Genomic DNA, 18,594 nt, shown 5'->3' on the forward strand with positions numbered 1-18,594 from the left:
AAGGTAGTGAAAAAGGTAGTGATTCGGTTGATTTTTATTGCAATGTAGTGAAATTTAAAATTTCAAGAATCGCTTAAAATCAAGGGCTCTCACATCTATTGACGTGTAGTGAATCCCTATTTCACCTCTGTAAGGGTTAAATAATTGACCTGTAACCCTTGCCACATCAAGGAGTACAGGCTTTTGAAGTAAAAAGGTAGTGATTGTATTAATCCGTGAGTTCTTGTAGTTTATCCAGAAAAATATCAACTGCTTCGAATTTTTTCTTTGGTGCTAGTTCAGCATATGTATCCATAGTTGTGGTAATAGACTTATGTCCCATCCTATGTTGTAGCTCTTTCCAGTTAGTTCCGGCATTGAGCATCATAGATGCATGTGTATGTCGGAATAGGTGAAACCCATAATCTGGTAGTCCCAATTCGATCAGTCGTTTTTTTAGAGTTGCACGCTCATTTCTATCACACATATAATTTCCATAAATCGTCGGAAATATCAATTTGGATCTTGGTAAATGATGTTCTTCAAAGTAGAGACTCATTTCTTGATGAAATTCTCTTAGTCCTTCTAAAGTTGATATAGGAACAGCAACTCTACGATTACCGGCATCAGTTTTAGGAGAATTCTTACAAATGATCCCTCCTTTTTGGTTCAATTTTTTATTAGCACTTTTCCACATTAAAGTTTTATTGACAATGATTTCATTAGTTTCAAAATCAAGATCAGTAATTTCTAAAGCTAATAGTTCATTGATTCGTAGTGCTGAAGCCAGTAATGTATTACAAATGATTTTAAACCGCCGATTTGCTCTCGTGTTTGGTAGTGTGTCAAGGTAAGTTAACCAAAGTTTTAAATCCTCATCATGAAGGACCATGATACGTTCTTTAATAGCTTTGGGTTTTGGTGGTATCTTGATTGTCTTTGCAGGATTGTTTTTTAAACCGCAATTTGTTATTCCAAAATCAAAAATATCACTCATTTTATGTGCCATTGCACCAAAATCTTTTGCACTGCCTTTCGGGGCACGTTTTTTCCCAGATTCAATTGCTTGTTTGGCTTTTTTGGCTAATTGATTTAGCCATAATTGGATATCTGATGCTTCGATCTGCTCTGGTCTATAATCGCCAAATTGTGGAATGATGTAAGTATCTAAGTACCCTCGAACGCGATTTATTGTATTTTGCGAAGATACCCAAGTTTTAAAATGGCTGAACCAAATTTCAGCTAAACTTTCAAAATTACCGATTTGGATAGTTTCTTTAGTAGTTGACCCAGATTTTTCAAATTGAATTTTGGATTCAATAATTTTTCTATCTAGAGCTTTTAATGTTTTAGCAGTGATTGTTCTTGTAATTCGCTTACCAGTCTTAATGTCTGTTCCGATATAAACACCTTTGATTGAATAGCTTATTTCACCGTTCTGCTTGGTAATTTTTATAACTTTTTTATTGTTGTATTGAATGGTTTCTTTATTCATATCGCCTCTTGATTCGGATATTTAAAAGGCTAAAATAAGACCCTCACCTTCTTTTAAGATGATATTATTTTAGCATATTCATGAGTTGTTTGTTGCAATTCTGCTTTACTATTAAGTTGATAGAAATTTAATGATGTCATGCCGTTTATAGTAGACTGTTCTCGTTCCTTCAATAGGTGGCTCCAGACGAGCTAGTCCTTTTCTTTCCCAACTTTTCAGTGTGTTAGGTGATATATTCAATTCTTTTAGAACTTCTTTTTGAGTTATAATTTCCAAGTGATTGGAGTTGCTTTTTTTGTCAAGAAGGTTCACCAATACTTGAAGAAGATTTTCAATTTTATCTAGTTTTACTTGTTGTGGTGTATCCATATAATTATCCTTTCTAATGTCCTATTACATAGGTAAATTGTTTGGCAGTTTCCGCATCAAATGTCCGGTAACTAATGATCCCCAATCCTTTAACATTACACTCTGAGACGAGAATTGAACCATCTGATTTGACCTGTTCCACAAATGAAATGTGCCCGTATATTGGATCAGCTCCAGCTTGGCCAGGGCTAAATGATAGTGCAGAGTGTTCTGTTGGTGTATGGGTTGTTGTGAATCCTGGCTTATTCATCCATTGTCCACCATTTCCCATAAATGGATCAAAGTTGACTCCGACTTGTTTTCCACGGTTGAAGACATACCAGGTACATTGTCCCCAAGGATAGGTACTAGTGATATATCCTGTGGTGTCAATAGCTGTTGTCAGACTATAACCCACCGGTATATCATTTGAAGTGACTCCTCCACCATCTCTAGTTTTTCCTGTAGTTTGTTCAGGAGCTTTTGGTGTTCCTCCATGTTCATCAATGAAGGCATCCAGTTTTTGCATGGTTTCTGCACGTCTTTTTCCCGATCCTGTAGTATCTGTAAAATAGACTCCACCATCATTTGCTGGATTGAGTGTTCCATTCGCAAACTTTTTAGCCTTGTCATCTTGAATTTTGAAGGTTTGGTTTTTATTTCCAATGATGGTTTGTTGGGTTAATCCGACAACAGCAATCTCATCATTAAAATTATTGGCATATTCTGGATTGGAGTCATAGGCCCCAAAACCAAACATATTGGCTCCAGGATTAGTGGCTACTCCAGCAGTTCCAAGGGAACTTTCATTCAGTGCGATCGCAACAATTCCACGGACATCAAGATTAGATTTAGCTTCCCATTCGAGAAGCTTTTTTCCATTAATTCGGTTCTTATCATAGGAGATTCCTAACGTATCTAAAAAGCCGTCTAATTGCTCTGCTGTGATACCGAAGCGATGAACAAGTAGGTTATGAGTATAAGGGTCTCCATCTGACCAGTGATCCGCATAAGTCACTCCATTTTGAGATTGGGGCGAGCCATTCGTTCCACCACCTCCGACAGCCCCCATAAGGATAATGATAATGAGGACTGGTAGAAAGAGAGGAATGAGACCAGCTAATAGAAACCATTTTAGTTTTTTCATCGAATCTCCTTTCTAGTTAATGTCTTATATAAGCAGTGAACAGGACAGTCCCAAAACGCCATTTAGCATCTAGAACGACTGAATAGGACTTAGCCTGTAAGATAATTTTGTCTTGCTCTTGTTCTGTGACTGGAAATAAAAGAAGGAAATCGACTGAGCGTTTTCCTTCTTGGTAGGCCTGATAAAGAGTTTCTTCAAGAACCCTTGGAAAAGAAGTTCTTGAGCGTATTTTCGTATTCATATCATTCTCCTCTAAGTTGTTTTAAGCGTTCTGTTAATCTGTCTCTTCGTTCAATATTGGCTCTTAATTTATCATCTCGTGTCATAGTCTTTCTATAAGTACGAGTGAAAGCATTCGATCCTTGAGCTTTGTACATAGCTTGAGGATCTTTATATTCCTCTAATTTGCGCTCAATACTATTAATGCGGAGTTGTTTAAATGGAGAAATCCATTCTTCTTTAAGAGTTTGAAATTCCTTGTTTGAACTTGATGTTGGCTCCGCTGTGATTGGGGATTCCATTGAAGGAGTTGGTGTTTTTTCTTCAGCTGGTTTAACACTTTCAAGCGTTGTCTTTGTTTTTGGAATCCTTGGTTCTGGAGCATCCGGACTTGTTGGCGTCTCAAGTGTTTCTGTTGGGAGCACTTCATCGGGTTGGTGCTCTGATTCCTTATTGGTAAAGAAAGAACCAACATTTTGGAAGTGACTCTTGGCATTCATCATCATCCCAGCTCCAAAACCAGCACCTGCTAGGGCAAAGTTCCCAAGGTGTTGTGCAGATGAAAGACTTCTCGATGGTACTTGTGAAGCCACCTCTCTGGTCTTTGCGACTCCTTTTTCAACTTTGTTTCCAATGTCACTTGCCACCATTCGTGCTTTAGAGCCAAGAATGAATTGGATCAGTTCAGCTTTGTATTTCCATAGAAGGAAGTATACAAGTCCTTTTGATACAACTGAAATGAGTAGTTTAAAGACAAGGCCAAAGATGATCAAGGATGGAAGAGTTTTAAGGATACCATCAAATCCAGTAATGACGATATTTTCAATCATTTTTTCAATGTAGAAGACTAACAGAGTTAATAGGCTCGTGATAGCTGGGAAAAGCAATCCACCAAACATGACTTTTAAAACTCCAAAAATCAAATCTTGCATTCTTGGTACAAAGGACATCAATAGCACAATTGGAAAGAGCAGAATCATCATCAATACAAGTGTTTGAGCAATGACGTTTAGCATCTGAATCAAAATAACTGGTATCGCTAATACAAAAGCTTCACAGATTTTGAAGATAACATAAAACATACGAGTGAAAATGAAATCTGGCATAGCTGAAACCCACCGGTTCTTTTCACCATCATCATTGGCTCCATTTCCTAGTTCATCCAGATATTTATTGCGATCTTTCGATTTAACTGCTTTAAAGTTTCCATTCTTATCGCCTGTTCCTAGTACCTTACTATCATCAAAAGTTTCTTGTTTCCCGTTTTGGCTATTCTTATATTTCCCATTTTCTTGTCCAGTATTGACAAAGACATAGGCTTTATAAGATGTTTCTGCTATATAGCTATCTGCCATAGAATCACCGATTTTGATCGTCTTATTTTTTCCATATTCTACTTTAATATGAGTGATATTTTTAGTGACCTCTTTAGAGACATTATTGATTGTATCAAGCAGATAAAGACCACCAGAGGTCCCTGCAACTGTTCCAAAGTAACCAAAACCAAGGATGAGAACTAGAAAAACATGAAGGAGTGTTCTTGAAAAGGATCCTTTCGAAAAGAAATATTGATAAAAAAGGTAGAAAGCTAAAATCAGAAGCAACATTGAAACGAGTGATTGCTTGGAAACACCACTCCCATTTGAACCGATAAATCCTTTCCAGATACTCATTGCTCCATTAAACACATAGTTTTTATAGCTAGAGTATAGATCAATTTTTTCAAGAATTCGAATCAGCAAAGAAAAGAAGCCCACCACTGCGTTTAGAATGAAAAAGAAGAAGTTGACGAAAAGCTCATTAATCAGAACCCAAGCCCCATTAAAGGAAGCAAACCCAGTTGGCTCCATGTAAGACTTGAGAGAGAAGATATCGACTCCCCTTAGTTTGTCAAAAGCTTCTTGCATGGATTCACCTCCTAACTAGCGTATTTATTTTCAAGGCTTGATGATACCGTAGCTTTCATTGGTTTTAGAAGCATATCAATATCTTCAAAGATGTTGTGTACGGAAATCATATTGAGATTGCCATACACGTCATAGTACAGGCATTGACCAGAGATCATATTGTCAATCCATTCGAGATTACTTTCAGTGACTTCTAGATTGACGTGTTTTAAGATATCTTCTCGTTCAGACTTTTCATAGAAAGCAAAGATAGTCCCAAATCCGGTTGTATCATCGTCGTTTTCTGCATCATGTACAGATTGAGTAATCAGTGCCAGAGTATTATTTTTGGAGCGTCCAATCCGACGCATATTTTTGATAACGGCTTTTCCTTCTGCGGACTTCATAAGAATCCATGCTTCATCAAAGAACTCAATGGTATCTTCATTTTCATTTCGTTCTCCAAAGTGGGTACAGAAGGCACCCAGCGCAAACATGAGAGCAATAGAGTTGCGTTCATGATCTGAAATTTTTGTGGAATCGTCCTTTGGTAGTTTGAGGTTATTGACCTCTAGGATGGTCACTCGTGATTCATAGTTAAGGCCTTGAGTGGTCCCGTCTGAAAAGGCTAGTTCCAAGATAGAGTTCGTCACAATTGATGTCAGATAACGACCAACTGAAGCAATTTCAGAGGAAGTGGAGTCTCTCAACACTTTTAGGACGTGTTTAAAGCCGACTTTCTCACCAGCGACTCGTTTTTCTACAATCGCATTAATAGCTTCTGTGATAGCTGTTTTTTGATCCATCGTGACATCATCTACAGCTTGTAGTAGAAATTCAAGCATGTTTTTTGCGACCTCTACAGCTTGTTCTTTATCTAAAACGACAATAGGATCTAAAACTCCGTGGTTTGATGGAAGCGAGCTATCCAGTGTCACAAAGTTAAAGTTCTCAATCTGTTTCTTGCGTTCAGGATAGAGACGTGCAAATTCAGGTGAGTTGATCACTTCTTGATAGTGATTTCTGAGTTCACGTTTGGGGTCGATATAAAGGGTTTTAACATTTTGTAAAGCCACACTTAAAAAGATGATCTGAGCAAGGAAAGATTTTCCTTGACCTGTTGCACCCGTAATGATGATATGCGGGTTCTTGGTAATCTTTCCAGCTATATCTTCCTTATTTCCGACTGTCGCATTGTAGAGGACAATGTTCTTTGAGGAATCAATGGCTTTAGCTATATTGTCCCAACGACCTGTCCAGTTATCTACTCGGCCAATATACCAACCGATACGGTTTCCAGAAGAAGTATTGGTGAAAGGCATGAGTTCTGAAAAACCACGAGCTGTGACCATATGTGTCCAGGTGCGAGTTTTCTTTTGGAGGTTTTCTCCATAGAGCAGGGCTTGAAAGAGATAAGGTCCGTCTTGAGAGGCCTCACTGATTTCAACGCCCATATCATCAAAGTAGTTCAAAACCACTTGCCGTCTTTGTCGGAGTTGGTTTACGCTAGAAGCAGAGACAATCAGATAGGCTCCATATTCGATGATATCTTCCTTGTTTCCGACTTTCTTCATTAAGTCCTTTAGGGAGATAGAGCCCATGATGATCTCGTCTTGTTGGACAGTATCAGTATTTTCTGCCTCTTCCATGATGTTTCTGTAACGTGTATTCGAGCGTCCCATTCGCCCCTTGATTTTACCAGTATCAATAAATTCTGCCTTGATTCGTAGCTCTACGGGAAAGTTCAAACGTTGGATAAATTCGCCAAGATGAAAACCATTGAATTGAACAGGAAATTTACCAACCGGAAGAATCGTCACAAAAGAAGATCCATAAGGGCTTTCTAGCTTAAGAAAGCCACCTTTTAGGACTTTGATCAAGGTATCTGTGATATTGAATTGAGCACGATTAGCGAGCACCTCCTTCTTGTAGTGAGGGATATAGCGAAGGTACTGCATCCGCTGGTAATAAAAGAGTTCTTCATTAGATAACCGTTTTGCCCGAAGGACAGAGAAGGCTTGAAAAATAGTGAATTCATCACTTTTATAGTCTTCATACCAAGTGGGACTTAATTCATATTCATAGCCAAGACCCTTGGCAATTTTTTCTGAGAACTCATTGAAGCTCTCATAGGCCAAGTCTTTGACGGTCGCTCCATGATTTTGTTTGCGCAAGGTCACTCCAACGACCCAGTCAAACTGATAAGGAATTTCCATTTCATCCGTTAGACGATCCACCGTGTAAAGAAGAAGTTCTTCTCCTAGTTCTCGGCTGTCATCTGCTAGAGCATCTGAAAAGTCCCGCATTTTCTCCTCTAAAAGATAGTCTTTAGGGATCAGAGATATTTCAAAGAACTTGTTTTTCTGGAGCTTCTTCATCATTTGAGCAACAGTGATTTTGTGTTTGCCCTTTTTTTCATCATCCGTAATCGTGATAGGAGTGTTTGGAATACGATAATAAGCAACGACGGTTTGATCTTTTTTGAGAACTAGGTTTTCATGTGTTTCCCTAATAGGATAGGTTAAAGTAATACTCATAGGTCCTCCTTTTCTATAGATTTGTTTTTTCAAAGACAATTTCTTCTACAGGCTCTATCCGATCTTCATGGTAGATAGCTTTTTTATTGATCTTAAAGTCCCAAAAGTAAATCAGGTAATCTCCAATAAAGACGTGCATCTTCTTACCGTGAGGCTCATATTCCGTATAGAATTTAGCTAATTTATAAGGAAGATACCAATAGAGAAGTAATGAAATTGAATGAGTGATTTTTGCGAGTGGCACAAAGATAAATCCTCCAAAGAGTAACATGGCCACAAAGACGATGATAAAAACAATGAAAAAGGACAACTGCATAGGTGTCGCAAAGTACCATAGTCGAGTGCCCTTTTTTGTCTTAATTTCTTGGATCCAATAAGGAGCATTTAGGCCCTTACTGTAATCATAAAGTCTTTCTTCATTCATACTTAGAGTCCTGATTCAATACCAAAGAGTCGAAGGAACCAGCCGACTGCTTTTAGGATATCTTGTCCTTTCGCAATTGAAACAATAACGGCATAGAAACCAACGACAGAGAAGAGTTGAAGCCAAGAACTGTTCCGCCAAGCCTTGATCGCTAAGAGCACGGCAATAGCTGTTAGGATCCAAATTCCATCACCCTGAAGGAAGGTTCGTAGATTGTTTGTATTCATAGAGTTCTCCTATTCTTTATCATTTGCATAATTCAGTGGAATGGTGTGTTCTAGTTTTGTGACATAGTAGGTCTTTTCTTTTTCTGAGAGAGTAAAGGTGAAGTTTTCTGAGTGAGTGGTACCTCCAACTTCAAAGGTAGCTTGGACATAAGCGATTAAATCATCACCGTCCTGTTTGAGATAAGTGTAGTCGATCGTTTTGAAAGTGCTATTTGCGATGATATCCACATTTTTAGCGATCAGATTAAGATTATCTTGGTTTGTGGTGTAGTTTGTAAAGAAGATCTTGAGGAATTTTTCTACCTTCTTACGCTGAGTATCTGAAAAGTGGTCGTTAGCGGTTAGTTGGAGCTTATCATCTTCGCTAAAGTGTCCAGCTTGTGAGGATTCAATGGCAGAAAACCAAGGAAGGCCAGAAACGTAATATTTTCCATCTTTTTCATCAAAAGGAATATTGAAACCTGTCACAATTTCTTTTTCTTCTGTGTTGTTATCCCGACGGATAGTTTCCTTGTATTTAACCTTATAGGTCGCAACTTTTCCTTCTACAGTCACTAACTGAGAATAGAGAAGTGAGCTGGGGTTTCGAACTTGCCCTTGAGATTTTACATCAGGGATGAAGTTGTAGAATTTATTTAAGTAGTCCACTTGCTCTTTTTGTTTTTCACCTTCATTAGGAAGTGTGAAATAAGCATATACGTAATCATTCAAGTAATACTGGAGTTTATAGTCATATTTTCTACTAGACTCCATTGGCTGTGCTTTTTGATTTTTTGTTGCCTCCACTTGAGCTTGTAGTGTTCCTACCTTATTTGAGAGTGTGATAGCACGGACAGATCCTAAGAGACCAACAAAAAGGAGGAAAGAAATTCCTCCTATGACTACAATATTGACGGTCTTTTTATTGGTGACTTTTAGTTTTGGTGGACCTCCTTTTTTCTCCACCTTTTTAAAGTGTGAGAGATATTCTTTTGCTTGAAGCAAATAGCGTTTAGCTTTATCCATATATCCTCCTTTAGAGACCAGCAAGCTCAATGAGCTTTGAGCCTTTCGCATAGAGGCACTTATTGGCTTTTTCGATCTCGCCATTAATGTAATAGTAGCCTCGTAGCTCAGTTTGAAGTTGTTCAATCAGGTCAGGTTTTAGGTCTTTGGCTTCTTCTTTTTTAAGGAGACTATTTAATTCTCCAGCCTTGGTCCAAGCCTCTCTATGATCTTTCTTTTTAAGTAATTCTCCCAGTTCATTCATGACTTGAGAGACTTTCTTTTCAAAAATAGTTTTAGTAGCCATTTCAATTTCCTTTCTAAATGTTTCTTGATTGTCTTTGATGGTCTTTTGGATATAAGTAATGAGTGAGGGACGCATTTTTTTATTTACGCTCAACACTTGACCATCTAGCGTGAAACAGGCATGTTCATAGTCATAGAAACCTTTCGCATCTGGTGGTTTTTCGGTAGATCTTCCAGCGCATTCATAGTAGAAGTCTTTTCCTTTTCGTAAGAGAACGTACATATGCCAGAATTCTTGTTCTGGAAGAAGCAGAAAATCTGCTTGATAAATCTTCTTCAGCATCTCAAGAAGCCTCAAGCAGATCATCGTATCCTAGAGCTTGGTAGATAAAATCTGAATCAAACCAGAGCCAGTCATTGATTTGTCCTTCAGTTGGTGTATCACCAGAGAAGATATCCTCACAAATGACGGTTAGGGTATCCACTCCACCACGTTCACGGACAGTGTTCAAGGTGGTTAGTCCACCAGACCAGGCTTTAAAGTTTTCTAGTGAATTGATTTGAACTTTGTATTCCATATAGCTTTTCCTTTCTAGTGTTCATAGTGTTTATTGGCTTTGAGAAGTCGTAACATGGCTTTTCCTCGATCAGTGATCTCTCCGCTATTCTGAATCATTTTCATGTATTCTGTTTGGAGGATCTTGTCTGCTTCAGTGACTAGTGCAAGAGAGTTAGCAACTTGATAGGTTAGCCAGCGAATCGTTCGCTCAATACTGTAAGGCTGTGGGTTGGTGGAGAGCTTTAAGGGTTCGACACCTCCAAAGAGCCGTTGCCATTTTTCATCGGGTTTATAGGCTCCAAATCGAGTGAGACCATCATAGACTTGGATTTCTTTATTGATGATGCCTCGTGCGATTTCTCCGAGGTCTACACCGTTAATGTATTCCTCCACAATGCCCTGAGCTTTCTGATCTGAGAAGCGGAGTTCATAGCGATTCCATATACCAAAAATCTCCAAGGATTCGTCCAAGGAGATGTTTTCCATTCGAGCAATTTCATAGCGCTTTTCATAAAAGTTGAAGTAGAGTTGACTTTGACGGCTCCCAAAATAAATGGACAAGCCGTGATTCGCTTCCATGTCTTCATTATTTGTGAAAGATCCACCACCCGTGATATTCCATTTCTTGATCGTGTCTAGGACAATCTCTTTGGAATAGAGTTTATCAATCAATTTGGGAATTTGAATTTGTTCGTCCTCGTGCCCGTAACCCTTATAGAGTTCATCTAGAGCAATATCGAGTCGCTTCACCCGAACATCTTCATAGGAATAAAGAATGTTTTGAAGAAAGATCTGCCAAGTGATTCCCTTGTCTTCTAGAAGCAATTCCAACTCACGGCATCCTTGACCGGATAGTTGAAGACAAGTTTGGTAATCATTGGTCACAGACTTATCAAAGAAATCAAAAATCCAGATGTTCCCTCGTTGCCATAAGTGGGTATAGTTCATGAGACGAGTTTCTTGGTCTGTAAATTCGCTTAAGTGACAGTGAAGGAAGTTTTCGCAGAAAGCATCTAAATCCTTTAATCTCGGAAAGGTCAATCGGAGATAGTCGATCTGAGCTCGAAGACTGTTTTTATCACAATCTTTATAGTAACCAAGTCTTTCTTTTAGTTCTCTGAACTTATCAATCGTCAATCCTCTTTCGCCTGTTTCATAAGAGCGATAGGTTCGTGTAGGAAGATCAACAGCTTGTGCAAATGCTTTTTGACTAAGTCCTGTTTGTTTTCTGAAATTCTTAATATGAAAAGGACTAATTTTGTCCATTCATCGCAACACCTCTTTCTAACGAAGTGACACACTTTTTTGATGAAAGTGACACACTTCATAAAAATTGAAAACCCAACTCCCATAAGGAATGAGGAGGGGTGGACTTGGCGTTTTTGCCAAATGTAACCCCCCTATTAGAAAACGGGGGTTGAAGTTTCATCATGGTCTAGAGACTTCGGGCTACGGTCTGCGCCTGACCTGCGGTCAGGCTTGCCCTTGCCCTTGTCCTAGCCCATGATGAACAATCGTCGCTTCAACTGCTTTTGGATAAGACCTGCGTCCTCCCTCTTCAAATTGAGCGAGGATTTCAAGAAGAAGTTTTTCTTGAAAAGGATCCACTAGAATAGCGGATACAGTCCGTTCAAAGATGATCCCTTGTTCTGTTAAGAGATAGATAATCTTGCGTAAGGTTGGCATTTTAAGATTTTGTTCGTCCGCAAATTCCTTGAGTGGTCGTTTGTTTGATTCGTTTTCTATGGTCTCCTCTTCCTCTATAGGATCAATTGTTTCAAGCGGTGGTTTATATTCTTCAAAAGCTGAGAATTCTTCTCCTTCAAACTCCATAATCGGAATGTTAGAGTAGGCATCGTAGAAGGAAAAGCCTTGATCAAGCGGTACATAAGGAGAGAAAAACTCACCAGCCAACTCACCATTATTTGCGATATAGCCCCGTCCTTTGACCTTGATTCCATTGATTTCATCTAGCTTTTTGAACTCTTTAGTTTTATTAGCATCTCCAAACATCATGTCATATCCTGTTGATTCTAAATGACCGACGGAGAGACGCTTCATAAAATTATCCCGAAGAGCAGTTTTAATAAATTCACCATCGGGACGTTGCATAGCAAAGATGATAAAGACTCCAGCTTGACGGCCTTCTAGAACTAACTGGGAGAGGTATTCCATTAGTTCTGACTGTTGGCTATAGTCACGATCGATCTTTGCCATAAGCGCTGCCCACTCGTCTACTAGAATGAATTTTGGTTTCATGTCATAATGAGTAAAGTTCTTTCCAGCTTGGAATTTTGGCGAAGTAGACATCCGTTCATAGCGTTTTTCCATGAACTCTACACTCTCTTTAAAACAGTTAATGATATCTTCCTTACTAGTATATACCCGACCATGAAAGACTGGAATTTTCTTTAATCCAGCCAGGTCAGAATTCTTTGGATCACAGATATCGACAAAGCCGACTTTAGCTAGTGCATAGATTATGGTCATCAGAACAACGGTTTTTCCTCCACCAGTTCCACCACCGATGAGAAGATGAGGTTCTTCAATATAATCCCAAGATACATCTTTCATGAGCTGGAGTTTTGATCCCTTGACTTTTACTTCATCGATGGTGATTCGACTATCAATCCGATTAATAGCAATTTCATATTTGATAAAGCGGTTATCAAAGGTTTTATTTCGAAAATCTCCATTAAACATGACTTCAAGCGTAGCTCCAAGATTGAGGAAGCGATCTTGAAATTTATTACCTTCTAGAATGAAACTCACTTCAATCTTGTAGCGAGACTGTTTGATATACACTTGAGGTAAGGTGATTTTTTCAATGATCTTGTTTTCACGTCTGACCTTTTTAACTAGATAGAGGTTATTCTCTAGCAAAAAGCGAGAAAGAATTCGAAGGCTATTGAGCTTTTGAAAAAAGAGCATCTTCCTGTAGCAAACCCGATTAATAAACCAAGAGAGAAGCAAAGAAAAGAGAAGCCCAGCTCCTAGAAAATATCCTTGGGGTAAGGGATGAGATTTTAATTCTTCTAAATGTAAGTAGCTGTAGTAACTAATAGCCAACAAAAAAGGAAACCACCAGATAAACCATGTGATTCCCTTTAGTTTACGATGAAAAACTCGAACTCTTTTTCCCCGATAGGTAAAGAGTTTCATCCTGCATCACCTCCTAGTTTTCCTTCTTATTTTCTACCGGTTTGTTTTCTTTAATCGGTGCGCCTCCAGTTTTTTTCTTGATTTTAGAAGCAAAGAGCTTATAGATATCATTACGATTGACGTGGGTATGAGTGATAACAATATCTTCCAATTCAACCTCTTCTCGGTATTTAATACCTAGGTCTTCAATTTCAGACTCAGACATATCTGCGATAGTGAAAAAGAGGGTTTCATGCTGGACAGAAGAATGAATTCCTACAACAATTCCACGAATCTCACCTGTATTAACTTGTACAAATGATCCATCAGGATTTCGTTGTGAACGATCCACTTCAAAGATGATATCAGGACCTTCAATACCTCGGAAAGACAGTTTTCCAAGGACAGCTGGGACATCTAGTCCATCTGTAATGACACGATAAGTCTTATCAGCAATTTGTAGTTTTTCTCCGTAGTTTAATCCAATTTTAGCCATGTGATTTTCTCCTTTTATTTCTTATTTTTTAATTACCAATTTTTCCGCAAAGACATTGAGATAAGGTGCAACAGTATTGCCATTTAAAGCAGTGTCTGGGAAAAAGATTGGGTTGACAGTTTCTACTAGAGCATCTTCTGGAAAGACCGTTGTAGAAGCTGGTGTGATAACATGAAAGGCACCGTGCTCTGCGCTATTTAGAATGTGACGTTGGTATTTGCCTTCTTTTCCAAAAATAAATTTAGGAGCATTTCCTAAACGTTCATAGTAAGCAGGGCCAATAAATTCTGGTTTCATTTTAAGTGTTTCTGAGATCATAAGATTTTCCTTTCTGAGTGTAAAATAAAAAGAGTTAAGCTAGTTGCTTCACTCTTGAGTAATAGTGTGTAAAAAGTTTGCGTTTAAACATACGACTATAGAATTGAATATCCCCATGAGCGTAGCCATTTCTACGAGCAGCATCTGCCAGATGATCTAGATCTATTTGAGCTTGAGCATAAAGTTTAGCCTGTAGTTTATCAGATTCACTAAACATGCCATAGGTAAATTCATAGTTATCATAGAGTCGTTTACATTGTAGTGCGAAAAAAGTTTGTCATATCATTCTCCTTTATTGTAATAAGTAAAAAAAGCTACTAAGTGAAAAAAGGAAAGAACTTAGTAGCTTGAGAGTAGGTCTATCAATAATGATAGACAGCAGTAAAGAAAAGTTATTTGGTTGAAGGATCCCTCCTTCACGGTGGCAACGTTTAGCAAGGTGCTTTGCGTGAATTACCATCGCTTTCCCAGCCAATCTCTTTAGGTAGTCTTGATCATACCCAAGAGATTCTCTTACGCCCTTTGGCGAAGCCAGTTCACTTTACTATTCGGAAAAGTGCGAAAGTCCGAAATGCGTGGAAGCCCACAAGAATTGAATCTTGTTTTCTATCTTCACTTCAACCATAAAACGGACTTGACTTTTCTTATCAAAACATTTACAATAAAGGTACGAAGTTTATGTGTTGTTCTGATGATCAGTCCTCTGGTTGTCAGACGCACTTTTTATTTAATTGTCAATGATCATAATGCCGATAGTTAGGCGTTATTATTTTTAAAACCAATATAACTTCCGGCTATATTTTATATTATATAACCATTAGTTATATTTGTCAAGAGATTATTTGAAATTAATACAAAAAAATTTTAGAGGTTTAAAATGGAATTTTCGGAACGATTAAAAAACCTTAGAAAACAAGCACATCTTACACAAGTCGATGTAGCTGAAAAACTAGGAATTTCGCAACCAGCTTATGCTTCATGGGAACGTGGAGCTAAAAAACCAACACAAGATAATTTAGTCAAGATTGCACAAGTTTTAAATGTATCAATTGATTATTTAGTTGGTAATTCGGATGAACATCTAAAAGAAGACGAGTTAGATAATGTAGAACTTCTTTTCCGTATGAATTCAAATGGTCTAACCGAAGAAGAAAAGGCTATTTTCAAGAAAGAGTTGATCGAGTTTATGGAAAAGAGAAAAAAAGCATTTGAAAAAAATAAGTAAACAAAAAATTAGCTTTTTTGTTCGATAACTTCATTGATTAAAAGGAGTGTTTTATAAATGGATGTAAAAAAAGAATTTTTGAAAATAATGTCAGAACAAAAAGAAATTGCCTTAGCGACATCTGTAAACAATATTCCAAATGTAAGAATAGTAAATTTTGTTTTTGATTCAACCAATAATATACTCTACTTCTCATCTTTCAAAGGTAATGATAAGATTAAGGAAATGGAATCAAACTCTCATATTGCATTTACTACAATTCCACACTCTGGAAATGAACACGTAAAAGCTAAGGGCTTAGTTCAAAAAAGTACCAAAACTATTTTTGAAGTGGCGGACCAGTTTATTGCTAAAGTACCAGGTTACAAAAATACTATTGAATTTGCAGGGGAATCTTTAGTTTTATTTGAAATACGATTTGATACTGCGATCGTTACCAAAGATCTAGAAACAATACAAACTATAGAACTTTAAATTAAAGTTCCAAAAATGGGGATTAAAGTATGGAGAGTTTTGAAATTGAAATACCAAAAATGGAGCATTTTGAAGTTGATGTCAGAAAAAAGGAATTATACAACTATGATTTCCAATCATATTCATTAACTCCACTGCAAAAAGAAGCCTCTTTAGTAGTTGCTAATAAGATTAGAAATAATTTATTTGCTCATATTCCCGAAGCTAAATTATTAAAAAAGCTTGTTGAAAAGAATGATAATGACAATGTAGAATACGTTGCAAAATTATCCGAAGTTGCAAAAGAAAAGTTAAAATCGTGAGAATGGAGTTATGGTATACGAAAAAAGACAGGCGAGACCTATGCAGTATTAAAAGATACTGAATCTGGAAAAATTAAAAGTAGTGTAACCTTAGAGAAAAGGACTGTCAAAGAGTTAGGGAATCTACCTGAGCTTTCTGCAATACAAGGGCAACTAGCATCTATTTCAGAACAAATTGAAAGCTTAAATGAACTAGTTATCCGCGTGGAACAAGGGCAATACAATGATAGATTTTCAGGCTTTTTCAGTGCTCGCCAACTAATTGTAGAGGCCTTAGCAACCAGAAATGAGCAATTAAAAAAAGAATTACTACTTTCAGCGATTAAAGAAAATAATAATACCATTGCAAAACTAATGATGTCAATTTACACAGATGGTTTAGACTTTATCAACATTAAAACCAATTCAAAAGATGCAAAAAGAATAAATATTCTGCTTCAACAATCAATTAGTTACCTGTCATCTGCAATGCAATTAAATGTTGTTGCGTATACAGTATTAGAGGAACATGAGTCTGTTATAGCTGTATTAAGCAATTACAAAGCTTTTACTGAGCAAACTTTACTTGAGCCTAAATATGATGGAAAAAGTTTAGCTTGGAAAATTGATAATTTTACAAAAGGAAATAGCAGCTCTTTTATAAATTTGACACAGAGTATTTCAGAAAATATCAATGCATTGGTTAACCATTCAGAAACATTATTAGTAGAGGAAGATACGAATGAAAGAAGAGAAAATTAAAACATGTAAATACTTTAGATGTAATAAAGAAGTATACTCTCCAAAAGCAAAATTCTGTGGAGAGCACGAAAGATTTTATAGAGAACACAGGAATAAAATTGGAGGGGCGTTGCTGACTTTTGGAGGAATAGCACTTTCAGCTTTGGTAAAAAAAAGAAATAATTAGACTATGTTTATATATTTAACGTAATATAAAAAAAGTGGACACACATCCACTTTTTTTATATAATAAACTCAACTAAATTGGTTTAGTTTTGTATTTTATACTTAAAGGAGGTATCATTCTTTGGATGAATTGTATACAAGAATAAGTAAGTCTACAAAACATGTGTTATACCAGTATATGAAAGATCATGACATTTCATTACTAAATTATAATTTCAACTACTTCTTTCAACACTGTATTCAAGAATATCAGATTCAAGTGGTTAGTCACCACTTCTCTAATCGTAAGATTGAAGGATTGACTGTTATTGATGAATTAGGTATTAGTTTTTCTTATGAAAAGGATAATCCGATTGTAAAGCAGAATTTTACTCTGTGTCACGAACTGGGGCATTTCATACTTAAGCATGAAGGCACTTATTTTGCAGAATCTATTGATAATCAGGAGAACCTACTAGAGCGAGAAGCGAATATTTTCTCTGCTGTAGTATTAATGCCTGACATTGTTTTGTTGTCAAAGATTTATTATAGTTGCGACACCTTTCAAAAGATTCAAAATAGTCTGGATGTTTCAAAACAGGCATTGTTTTATCGCCTTTTAGATCTTCTTAGAGAATATTATCCTGGAAAAGAAAGTACCATTAAGCAGGCTATCGATGCTTATATTGATGGGCAAAATGCCACACTACTCCTTTTGTTTCACGGTGTCAAAGATCAGATTATAAAGGAATTCAACAACTATCAGACTTCTCTAATCAATAAGATTGAGCAATCAGTAATCAAAAAAGGCTTCGTGACTAGTCAAGAATATCCAGAACTTCTAGATCAAGAGAATTGGAAAACAATAAAGACTTACTGTAATAATTTAAGAGTATGGCTCATTTATGACAAAGGAAAATCTATAGCTTATGTTTGGGATAAAAATAAGCTAACGGACAAAGAGGCAAAACAAAAAGCTGAATTGAAATTACTATTAATGTGAGGGAAACGATGTACCAACCAGAAAAACTAAAGGCTCGCAGAAAAGAGCTAAAAATGACTCAAAAAGATATTGCAGATCAATTGGGTATTACCTACCAAGCCTATTCTGCATGGGAACGCGGAATAAAACAACCATCTAGAGAAAAAATAAAGCTTTTGGAGCAGATTCTAAATGTTCCAAAAGGTTATTTTACAGAGGTCGAAATCGTCCGACTATATAATACTTTATCGGATGAAGGTAAGAATAATGCACTTAGTTATGTCAGAGGCCTAGTTCAAAAAGAAAAATGTAAGAACATTGTTTCAATGTCAGAAAAACTATACGAATACCATGTTTACGAACAAATGTCTGCTGGTATCGGTTCATCGGTGTATAACGATCAAAACTATGATACTGTCTATTTTGATGAAGAACTAGCCCACGATTTCGCCTCATGGATTTCTGGTGACTCAATGGAACCCAAATATCAAAATGGTTCTGTGGCTCTCATCCGTGAAACAGGATTTGATTATGATGGTGCAGTATATGCAGTAGTCTGTAATAATCAGACATACATTAAAAGAGTTTACCGGGAAGAACAGGGTTTACGGTTAGTTTCTATCAATCCAAAATATCGAGATATTTTTCTTTCGTATGATGAAGATCCTAGAATTGTAGGAATTATTGTAGGGAATTTCTTACCTGTTGAACAGTGATATT

General features: G+C 37.0%; 23 protein-coding genes. 7 read left to right on the forward strand and 16 right to left on the reverse strand.

The window, feature by feature from the left end; all coding sequences use genetic code 11:
- Positions 1 to 208: 208 nt before the first annotated feature.
- The 16 genes from HMPREF2795_RS02140 to HMPREF2795_RS02215 form a co-directional block, all read right to left on the reverse strand.
- Positions 209 to 1,474, reverse strand: a complete 1,266-nt coding sequence (locus HMPREF2795_RS02140) for a tyrosine-type recombinase/integrase (RefSeq protein ID WP_075228120.1) — start codon at positions 1,472 to 1,474, stop codon at positions 209 to 211.
- Positions 1,475 to 1,585: 111 nt separating this feature from the next.
- Positions 1,586 to 1,843 (reverse strand): MerR family transcriptional regulator, encoded by a 258-nt coding sequence (locus tag HMPREF2795_RS02145; protein WP_075228121.1) that lies wholly within the window; start codon positions 1,841 to 1,843, stop codon positions 1,586 to 1,588.
- Positions 1,844 to 1,856: 13 nt separating this feature from the next.
- Complete coding sequence (locus HMPREF2795_RS02150) at positions 1,857 to 2,969, reverse strand: CHAP domain-containing protein (protein WP_075228122.1); 1,113 nt, start codon at positions 2,967 to 2,969, stop codon at positions 1,857 to 1,859.
- 16 nt (positions 2,970 to 2,985) lie between these two features.
- Entirely contained in the window at positions 2,986 to 3,210 is a 225-nt protein-coding gene (locus HMPREF2795_RS02155) for a hypothetical protein (protein ID WP_075228123.1), read from the reverse strand.
- 1 nt (position 3,211) lies between these two features.
- On the reverse strand, positions 3,212 to 5,095 hold the full coding sequence (locus HMPREF2795_RS02160; protein WP_075228124.1) for an MFS transporter: 1,884 nt from the start codon (positions 5,093 to 5,095) through the stop codon (positions 3,212 to 3,214).
- 11 nt (positions 5,096 to 5,106) lie between these two features.
- Positions 5,107 to 7,611, reverse strand: a complete 2,505-nt coding sequence (locus tag HMPREF2795_RS02165) for an ATP-binding protein (protein WP_075228125.1) — start codon at positions 7,609 to 7,611, stop codon at positions 5,107 to 5,109.
- 13 nt (positions 7,612 to 7,624) lie between these two features.
- Entirely contained in the window at positions 7,625 to 8,035 is a 411-nt protein-coding gene (locus HMPREF2795_RS02170) for a conjugal transfer protein (RefSeq protein ID WP_049503699.1), read from the reverse strand.
- 2 nt (positions 8,036 to 8,037) lie between these two features.
- On the reverse strand, positions 8,038 to 8,262 hold the full coding sequence (locus tag HMPREF2795_RS02175) for a TcpD family membrane protein (protein WP_001095596.1): 225 nt from the start codon (positions 8,260 to 8,262) through the stop codon (positions 8,038 to 8,040).
- Positions 8,263 to 8,271: 9 nt separating this feature from the next.
- Positions 8,272 to 9,267, reverse strand: coding sequence for a conjugal transfer protein (locus HMPREF2795_RS02180; RefSeq protein WP_075228126.1), 996 nt, complete (start codon positions 9,265 to 9,267; stop codon positions 8,272 to 8,274).
- A gap of 10 nt (positions 9,268 to 9,277) precedes the next feature.
- Positions 9,278 to 9,835, reverse strand: a complete 558-nt coding sequence (locus tag HMPREF2795_RS02185; RefSeq protein WP_075228127.1) for a conjugal transfer protein — start codon at positions 9,833 to 9,835, stop codon at positions 9,278 to 9,280.
- A 1-nt stretch (position 9,836) separates the two neighbouring features.
- On the reverse strand, positions 9,837 to 10,070 hold the full coding sequence (locus HMPREF2795_RS02190; RefSeq protein ID WP_000456042.1) for a hypothetical protein: 234 nt from the start codon (positions 10,068 to 10,070) through the stop codon (positions 9,837 to 9,839).
- A 14-nt stretch (positions 10,071 to 10,084) separates the two neighbouring features.
- Positions 10,085 to 11,317 (reverse strand): replication initiation factor domain-containing protein, encoded by a 1,233-nt coding sequence (locus HMPREF2795_RS02195; RefSeq protein ID WP_075228128.1) that lies wholly within the window; start codon positions 11,315 to 11,317, stop codon positions 10,085 to 10,087.
- 207 nt (positions 11,318 to 11,524) lie between these two features.
- The gene (locus HMPREF2795_RS02200; protein WP_075228129.1) at positions 11,525 to 13,213 is read right to left on the reverse strand and encodes an FtsK/SpoIIIE domain-containing protein; all 1,689 of its coding nucleotides are present in this window, start codon (positions 13,211 to 13,213) and stop codon (positions 11,525 to 11,527) included.
- Between the two features lie 13 nt (positions 13,214 to 13,226).
- Positions 13,227 to 13,688 carry a hypothetical protein gene (locus HMPREF2795_RS02205; RefSeq protein ID WP_013904644.1) on the reverse strand — a complete coding sequence of 154 codons (462 nt, stop codon included), beginning with the start codon at positions 13,686 to 13,688 and terminating at the stop codon, positions 13,227 to 13,229.
- Between the two features lie 21 nt (positions 13,689 to 13,709).
- On the reverse strand, positions 13,710 to 14,006 hold the full coding sequence (locus tag HMPREF2795_RS02210; protein ID WP_006149313.1) for a hypothetical protein: 297 nt from the start codon (positions 14,004 to 14,006) through the stop codon (positions 13,710 to 13,712).
- Between the two features lie 34 nt (positions 14,007 to 14,040).
- The gene (locus HMPREF2795_RS02215; protein WP_049488287.1) at positions 14,041 to 14,223 is read right to left on the reverse strand and encodes a hypothetical protein; all 183 of its coding nucleotides are present in this window, start codon (positions 14,221 to 14,223) and stop codon (positions 14,041 to 14,043) included.
- 660 nt (positions 14,224 to 14,883) lie between these two features.
- Here HMPREF2795_RS02215 and HMPREF2795_RS02220 point away from each other — a divergent pair.
- From HMPREF2795_RS02220 to HMPREF2795_RS02245, 7 genes are all read left to right on the forward strand, one after another.
- On the forward strand, positions 14,884 to 15,231 hold the full coding sequence (locus HMPREF2795_RS02220; protein ID WP_049502657.1) for a helix-turn-helix domain-containing protein: 348 nt from the start codon (positions 14,884 to 14,886) through the stop codon (positions 15,229 to 15,231).
- Positions 15,232 to 15,288: 57 nt separating this feature from the next.
- Positions 15,289 to 15,705: a pyridoxamine 5'-phosphate oxidase family protein gene (locus tag HMPREF2795_RS02225; RefSeq protein ID WP_049502658.1), complete on the forward strand. Its 417-nt coding sequence runs from the start codon at positions 15,289 to 15,291 to the stop codon at positions 15,703 to 15,705.
- Positions 15,706 to 15,734: 29 nt separating this feature from the next.
- The gene (locus tag HMPREF2795_RS10850; protein WP_261675613.1) at positions 15,735 to 16,007 is read left to right on the forward strand and encodes a hypothetical protein; all 273 of its coding nucleotides are present in this window, start codon (positions 15,735 to 15,737) and stop codon (positions 16,005 to 16,007) included.
- A gap of 204 nt (positions 16,008 to 16,211) precedes the next feature.
- Positions 16,212 to 16,748, forward strand: coding sequence for a hypothetical protein (locus HMPREF2795_RS10855; protein ID WP_261675614.1), 537 nt, complete (start codon positions 16,212 to 16,214; stop codon positions 16,746 to 16,748).
- Positions 16,729 to 16,914: a hypothetical protein gene (locus tag HMPREF2795_RS02235; protein WP_006595229.1), complete on the forward strand. Its 186-nt coding sequence runs from the start codon at positions 16,729 to 16,731 to the stop codon at positions 16,912 to 16,914. The genes HMPREF2795_RS10855 and HMPREF2795_RS02235 overlap by 20 nt, the downstream gene beginning before the upstream one ends.
- Positions 16,915 to 17,034: 120 nt before the next feature.
- Complete coding sequence (locus HMPREF2795_RS02240; RefSeq protein WP_075228130.1) at positions 17,035 to 17,895, forward strand: ImmA/IrrE family metallo-endopeptidase; 861 nt, start codon at positions 17,035 to 17,037, stop codon at positions 17,893 to 17,895.
- Positions 17,896 to 17,903: 8 nt separating this feature from the next.
- Positions 17,904 to 18,590, forward strand: coding sequence for a LexA family transcriptional regulator (locus HMPREF2795_RS02245; protein ID WP_075228131.1), 687 nt, complete (start codon positions 17,904 to 17,906; stop codon positions 18,588 to 18,590).
- Positions 18,591 to 18,594: the final 4 nt, after the last annotated feature.

Source organism: Streptococcus sp. HMSC056C01 (assembly GCF_001811305.1).
Lineage (GTDB): Bacteria > Bacillota > Bacilli > Lactobacillales > Streptococcaceae > Streptococcus.

Coding starts and splice junctions, on each gene's coding strand:
- HMPREF2795_RS02140 (WP_075228120.1), bottom strand. CDS start 1,474: ATGAATAAAGAAACCATTCAATACAACAATAAAAAAGTTATAAAAATT.
- HMPREF2795_RS02145 (WP_075228121.1), bottom strand. CDS start 1,843: ATGGATACACCACAACAAGTAAAACTAGATAAAATTGAAAATCTTCTT.
- HMPREF2795_RS02150 (WP_075228122.1), bottom strand. CDS start 2,969: ATGAAAAAACTAAAATGGTTTCTATTAGCTGGTCTCATTCCTCTCTTT.
- HMPREF2795_RS02155 (WP_075228123.1), bottom strand. CDS start 3,210: ATGAATACGAAAATACGCTCAAGAACTTCTTTTCCAAGGGTTCTTGAA.
- HMPREF2795_RS02160 (WP_075228124.1), bottom strand. CDS start 5,095: ATGCAAGAAGCTTTTGACAAACTAAGGGGAGTCGATATCTTCTCTCTC.
- HMPREF2795_RS02165 (WP_075228125.1), bottom strand. CDS start 7,611: ATGAGTATTACTTTAACCTATCCTATTAGGGAAACACATGAAAACCTA.
- HMPREF2795_RS02170 (WP_049503699.1), bottom strand. CDS start 8,035: ATGAATGAAGAAAGACTTTATGATTACAGTAAGGGCCTAAATGCTCCT.
- HMPREF2795_RS02175 (WP_001095596.1), bottom strand. CDS start 8,262: ATGAATACAAACAATCTACGAACCTTCCTTCAGGGTGATGGAATTTGG.
- HMPREF2795_RS02180 (WP_075228126.1), bottom strand. CDS start 9,267: ATGGATAAAGCTAAACGCTATTTGCTTCAAGCAAAAGAATATCTCTCA.
- HMPREF2795_RS02185 (WP_075228127.1), bottom strand. CDS start 9,835: ATGCTGAAGAAGATTTATCAAGCAGATTTTCTGCTTCTTCCAGAACAA.
- HMPREF2795_RS02190 (WP_000456042.1), bottom strand. CDS start 10,070: ATGGAATACAAAGTTCAAATCAATTCACTAGAAAACTTTAAAGCCTGG.
- HMPREF2795_RS02195 (WP_075228128.1), bottom strand. CDS start 11,317: ATGGACAAAATTAGTCCTTTTCATATTAAGAATTTCAGAAAACAAACA.
- HMPREF2795_RS02200 (WP_075228129.1), bottom strand. CDS start 13,213: ATGAAACTCTTTACCTATCGGGGAAAAAGAGTTCGAGTTTTTCATCGT.
- HMPREF2795_RS02205 (WP_013904644.1), bottom strand. CDS start 13,688: ATGGCTAAAATTGGATTAAACTACGGAGAAAAACTACAAATTGCTGAT.
- HMPREF2795_RS02210 (WP_006149313.1), bottom strand. CDS start 14,006: ATGATCTCAGAAACACTTAAAATGAAACCAGAATTTATTGGCCCTGCT.
- HMPREF2795_RS02215 (WP_049488287.1), bottom strand. CDS start 14,223: ATGTTTAGTGAATCTGATAAACTACAGGCTAAACTTTATGCTCAAGCT.
- HMPREF2795_RS02220 (WP_049502657.1), top strand. CDS start 14,884: ATGGAATTTTCGGAACGATTAAAAAACCTTAGAAAACAAGCACATCTT.
- HMPREF2795_RS02225 (WP_049502658.1), top strand. CDS start 15,289: ATGGATGTAAAAAAAGAATTTTTGAAAATAATGTCAGAACAAAAAGAA.
- HMPREF2795_RS10850 (WP_261675613.1), top strand. CDS start 15,735: ATGGAGAGTTTTGAAATTGAAATACCAAAAATGGAGCATTTTGAAGTT.
- HMPREF2795_RS02235 (WP_006595229.1), top strand. CDS start 16,729: ATGAAAGAAGAGAAAATTAAAACATGTAAATACTTTAGATGTAATAAA.
- HMPREF2795_RS02245 (WP_075228131.1), top strand. CDS start 17,904: ATGTACCAACCAGAAAAACTAAAGGCTCGCAGAAAAGAGCTAAAAATG.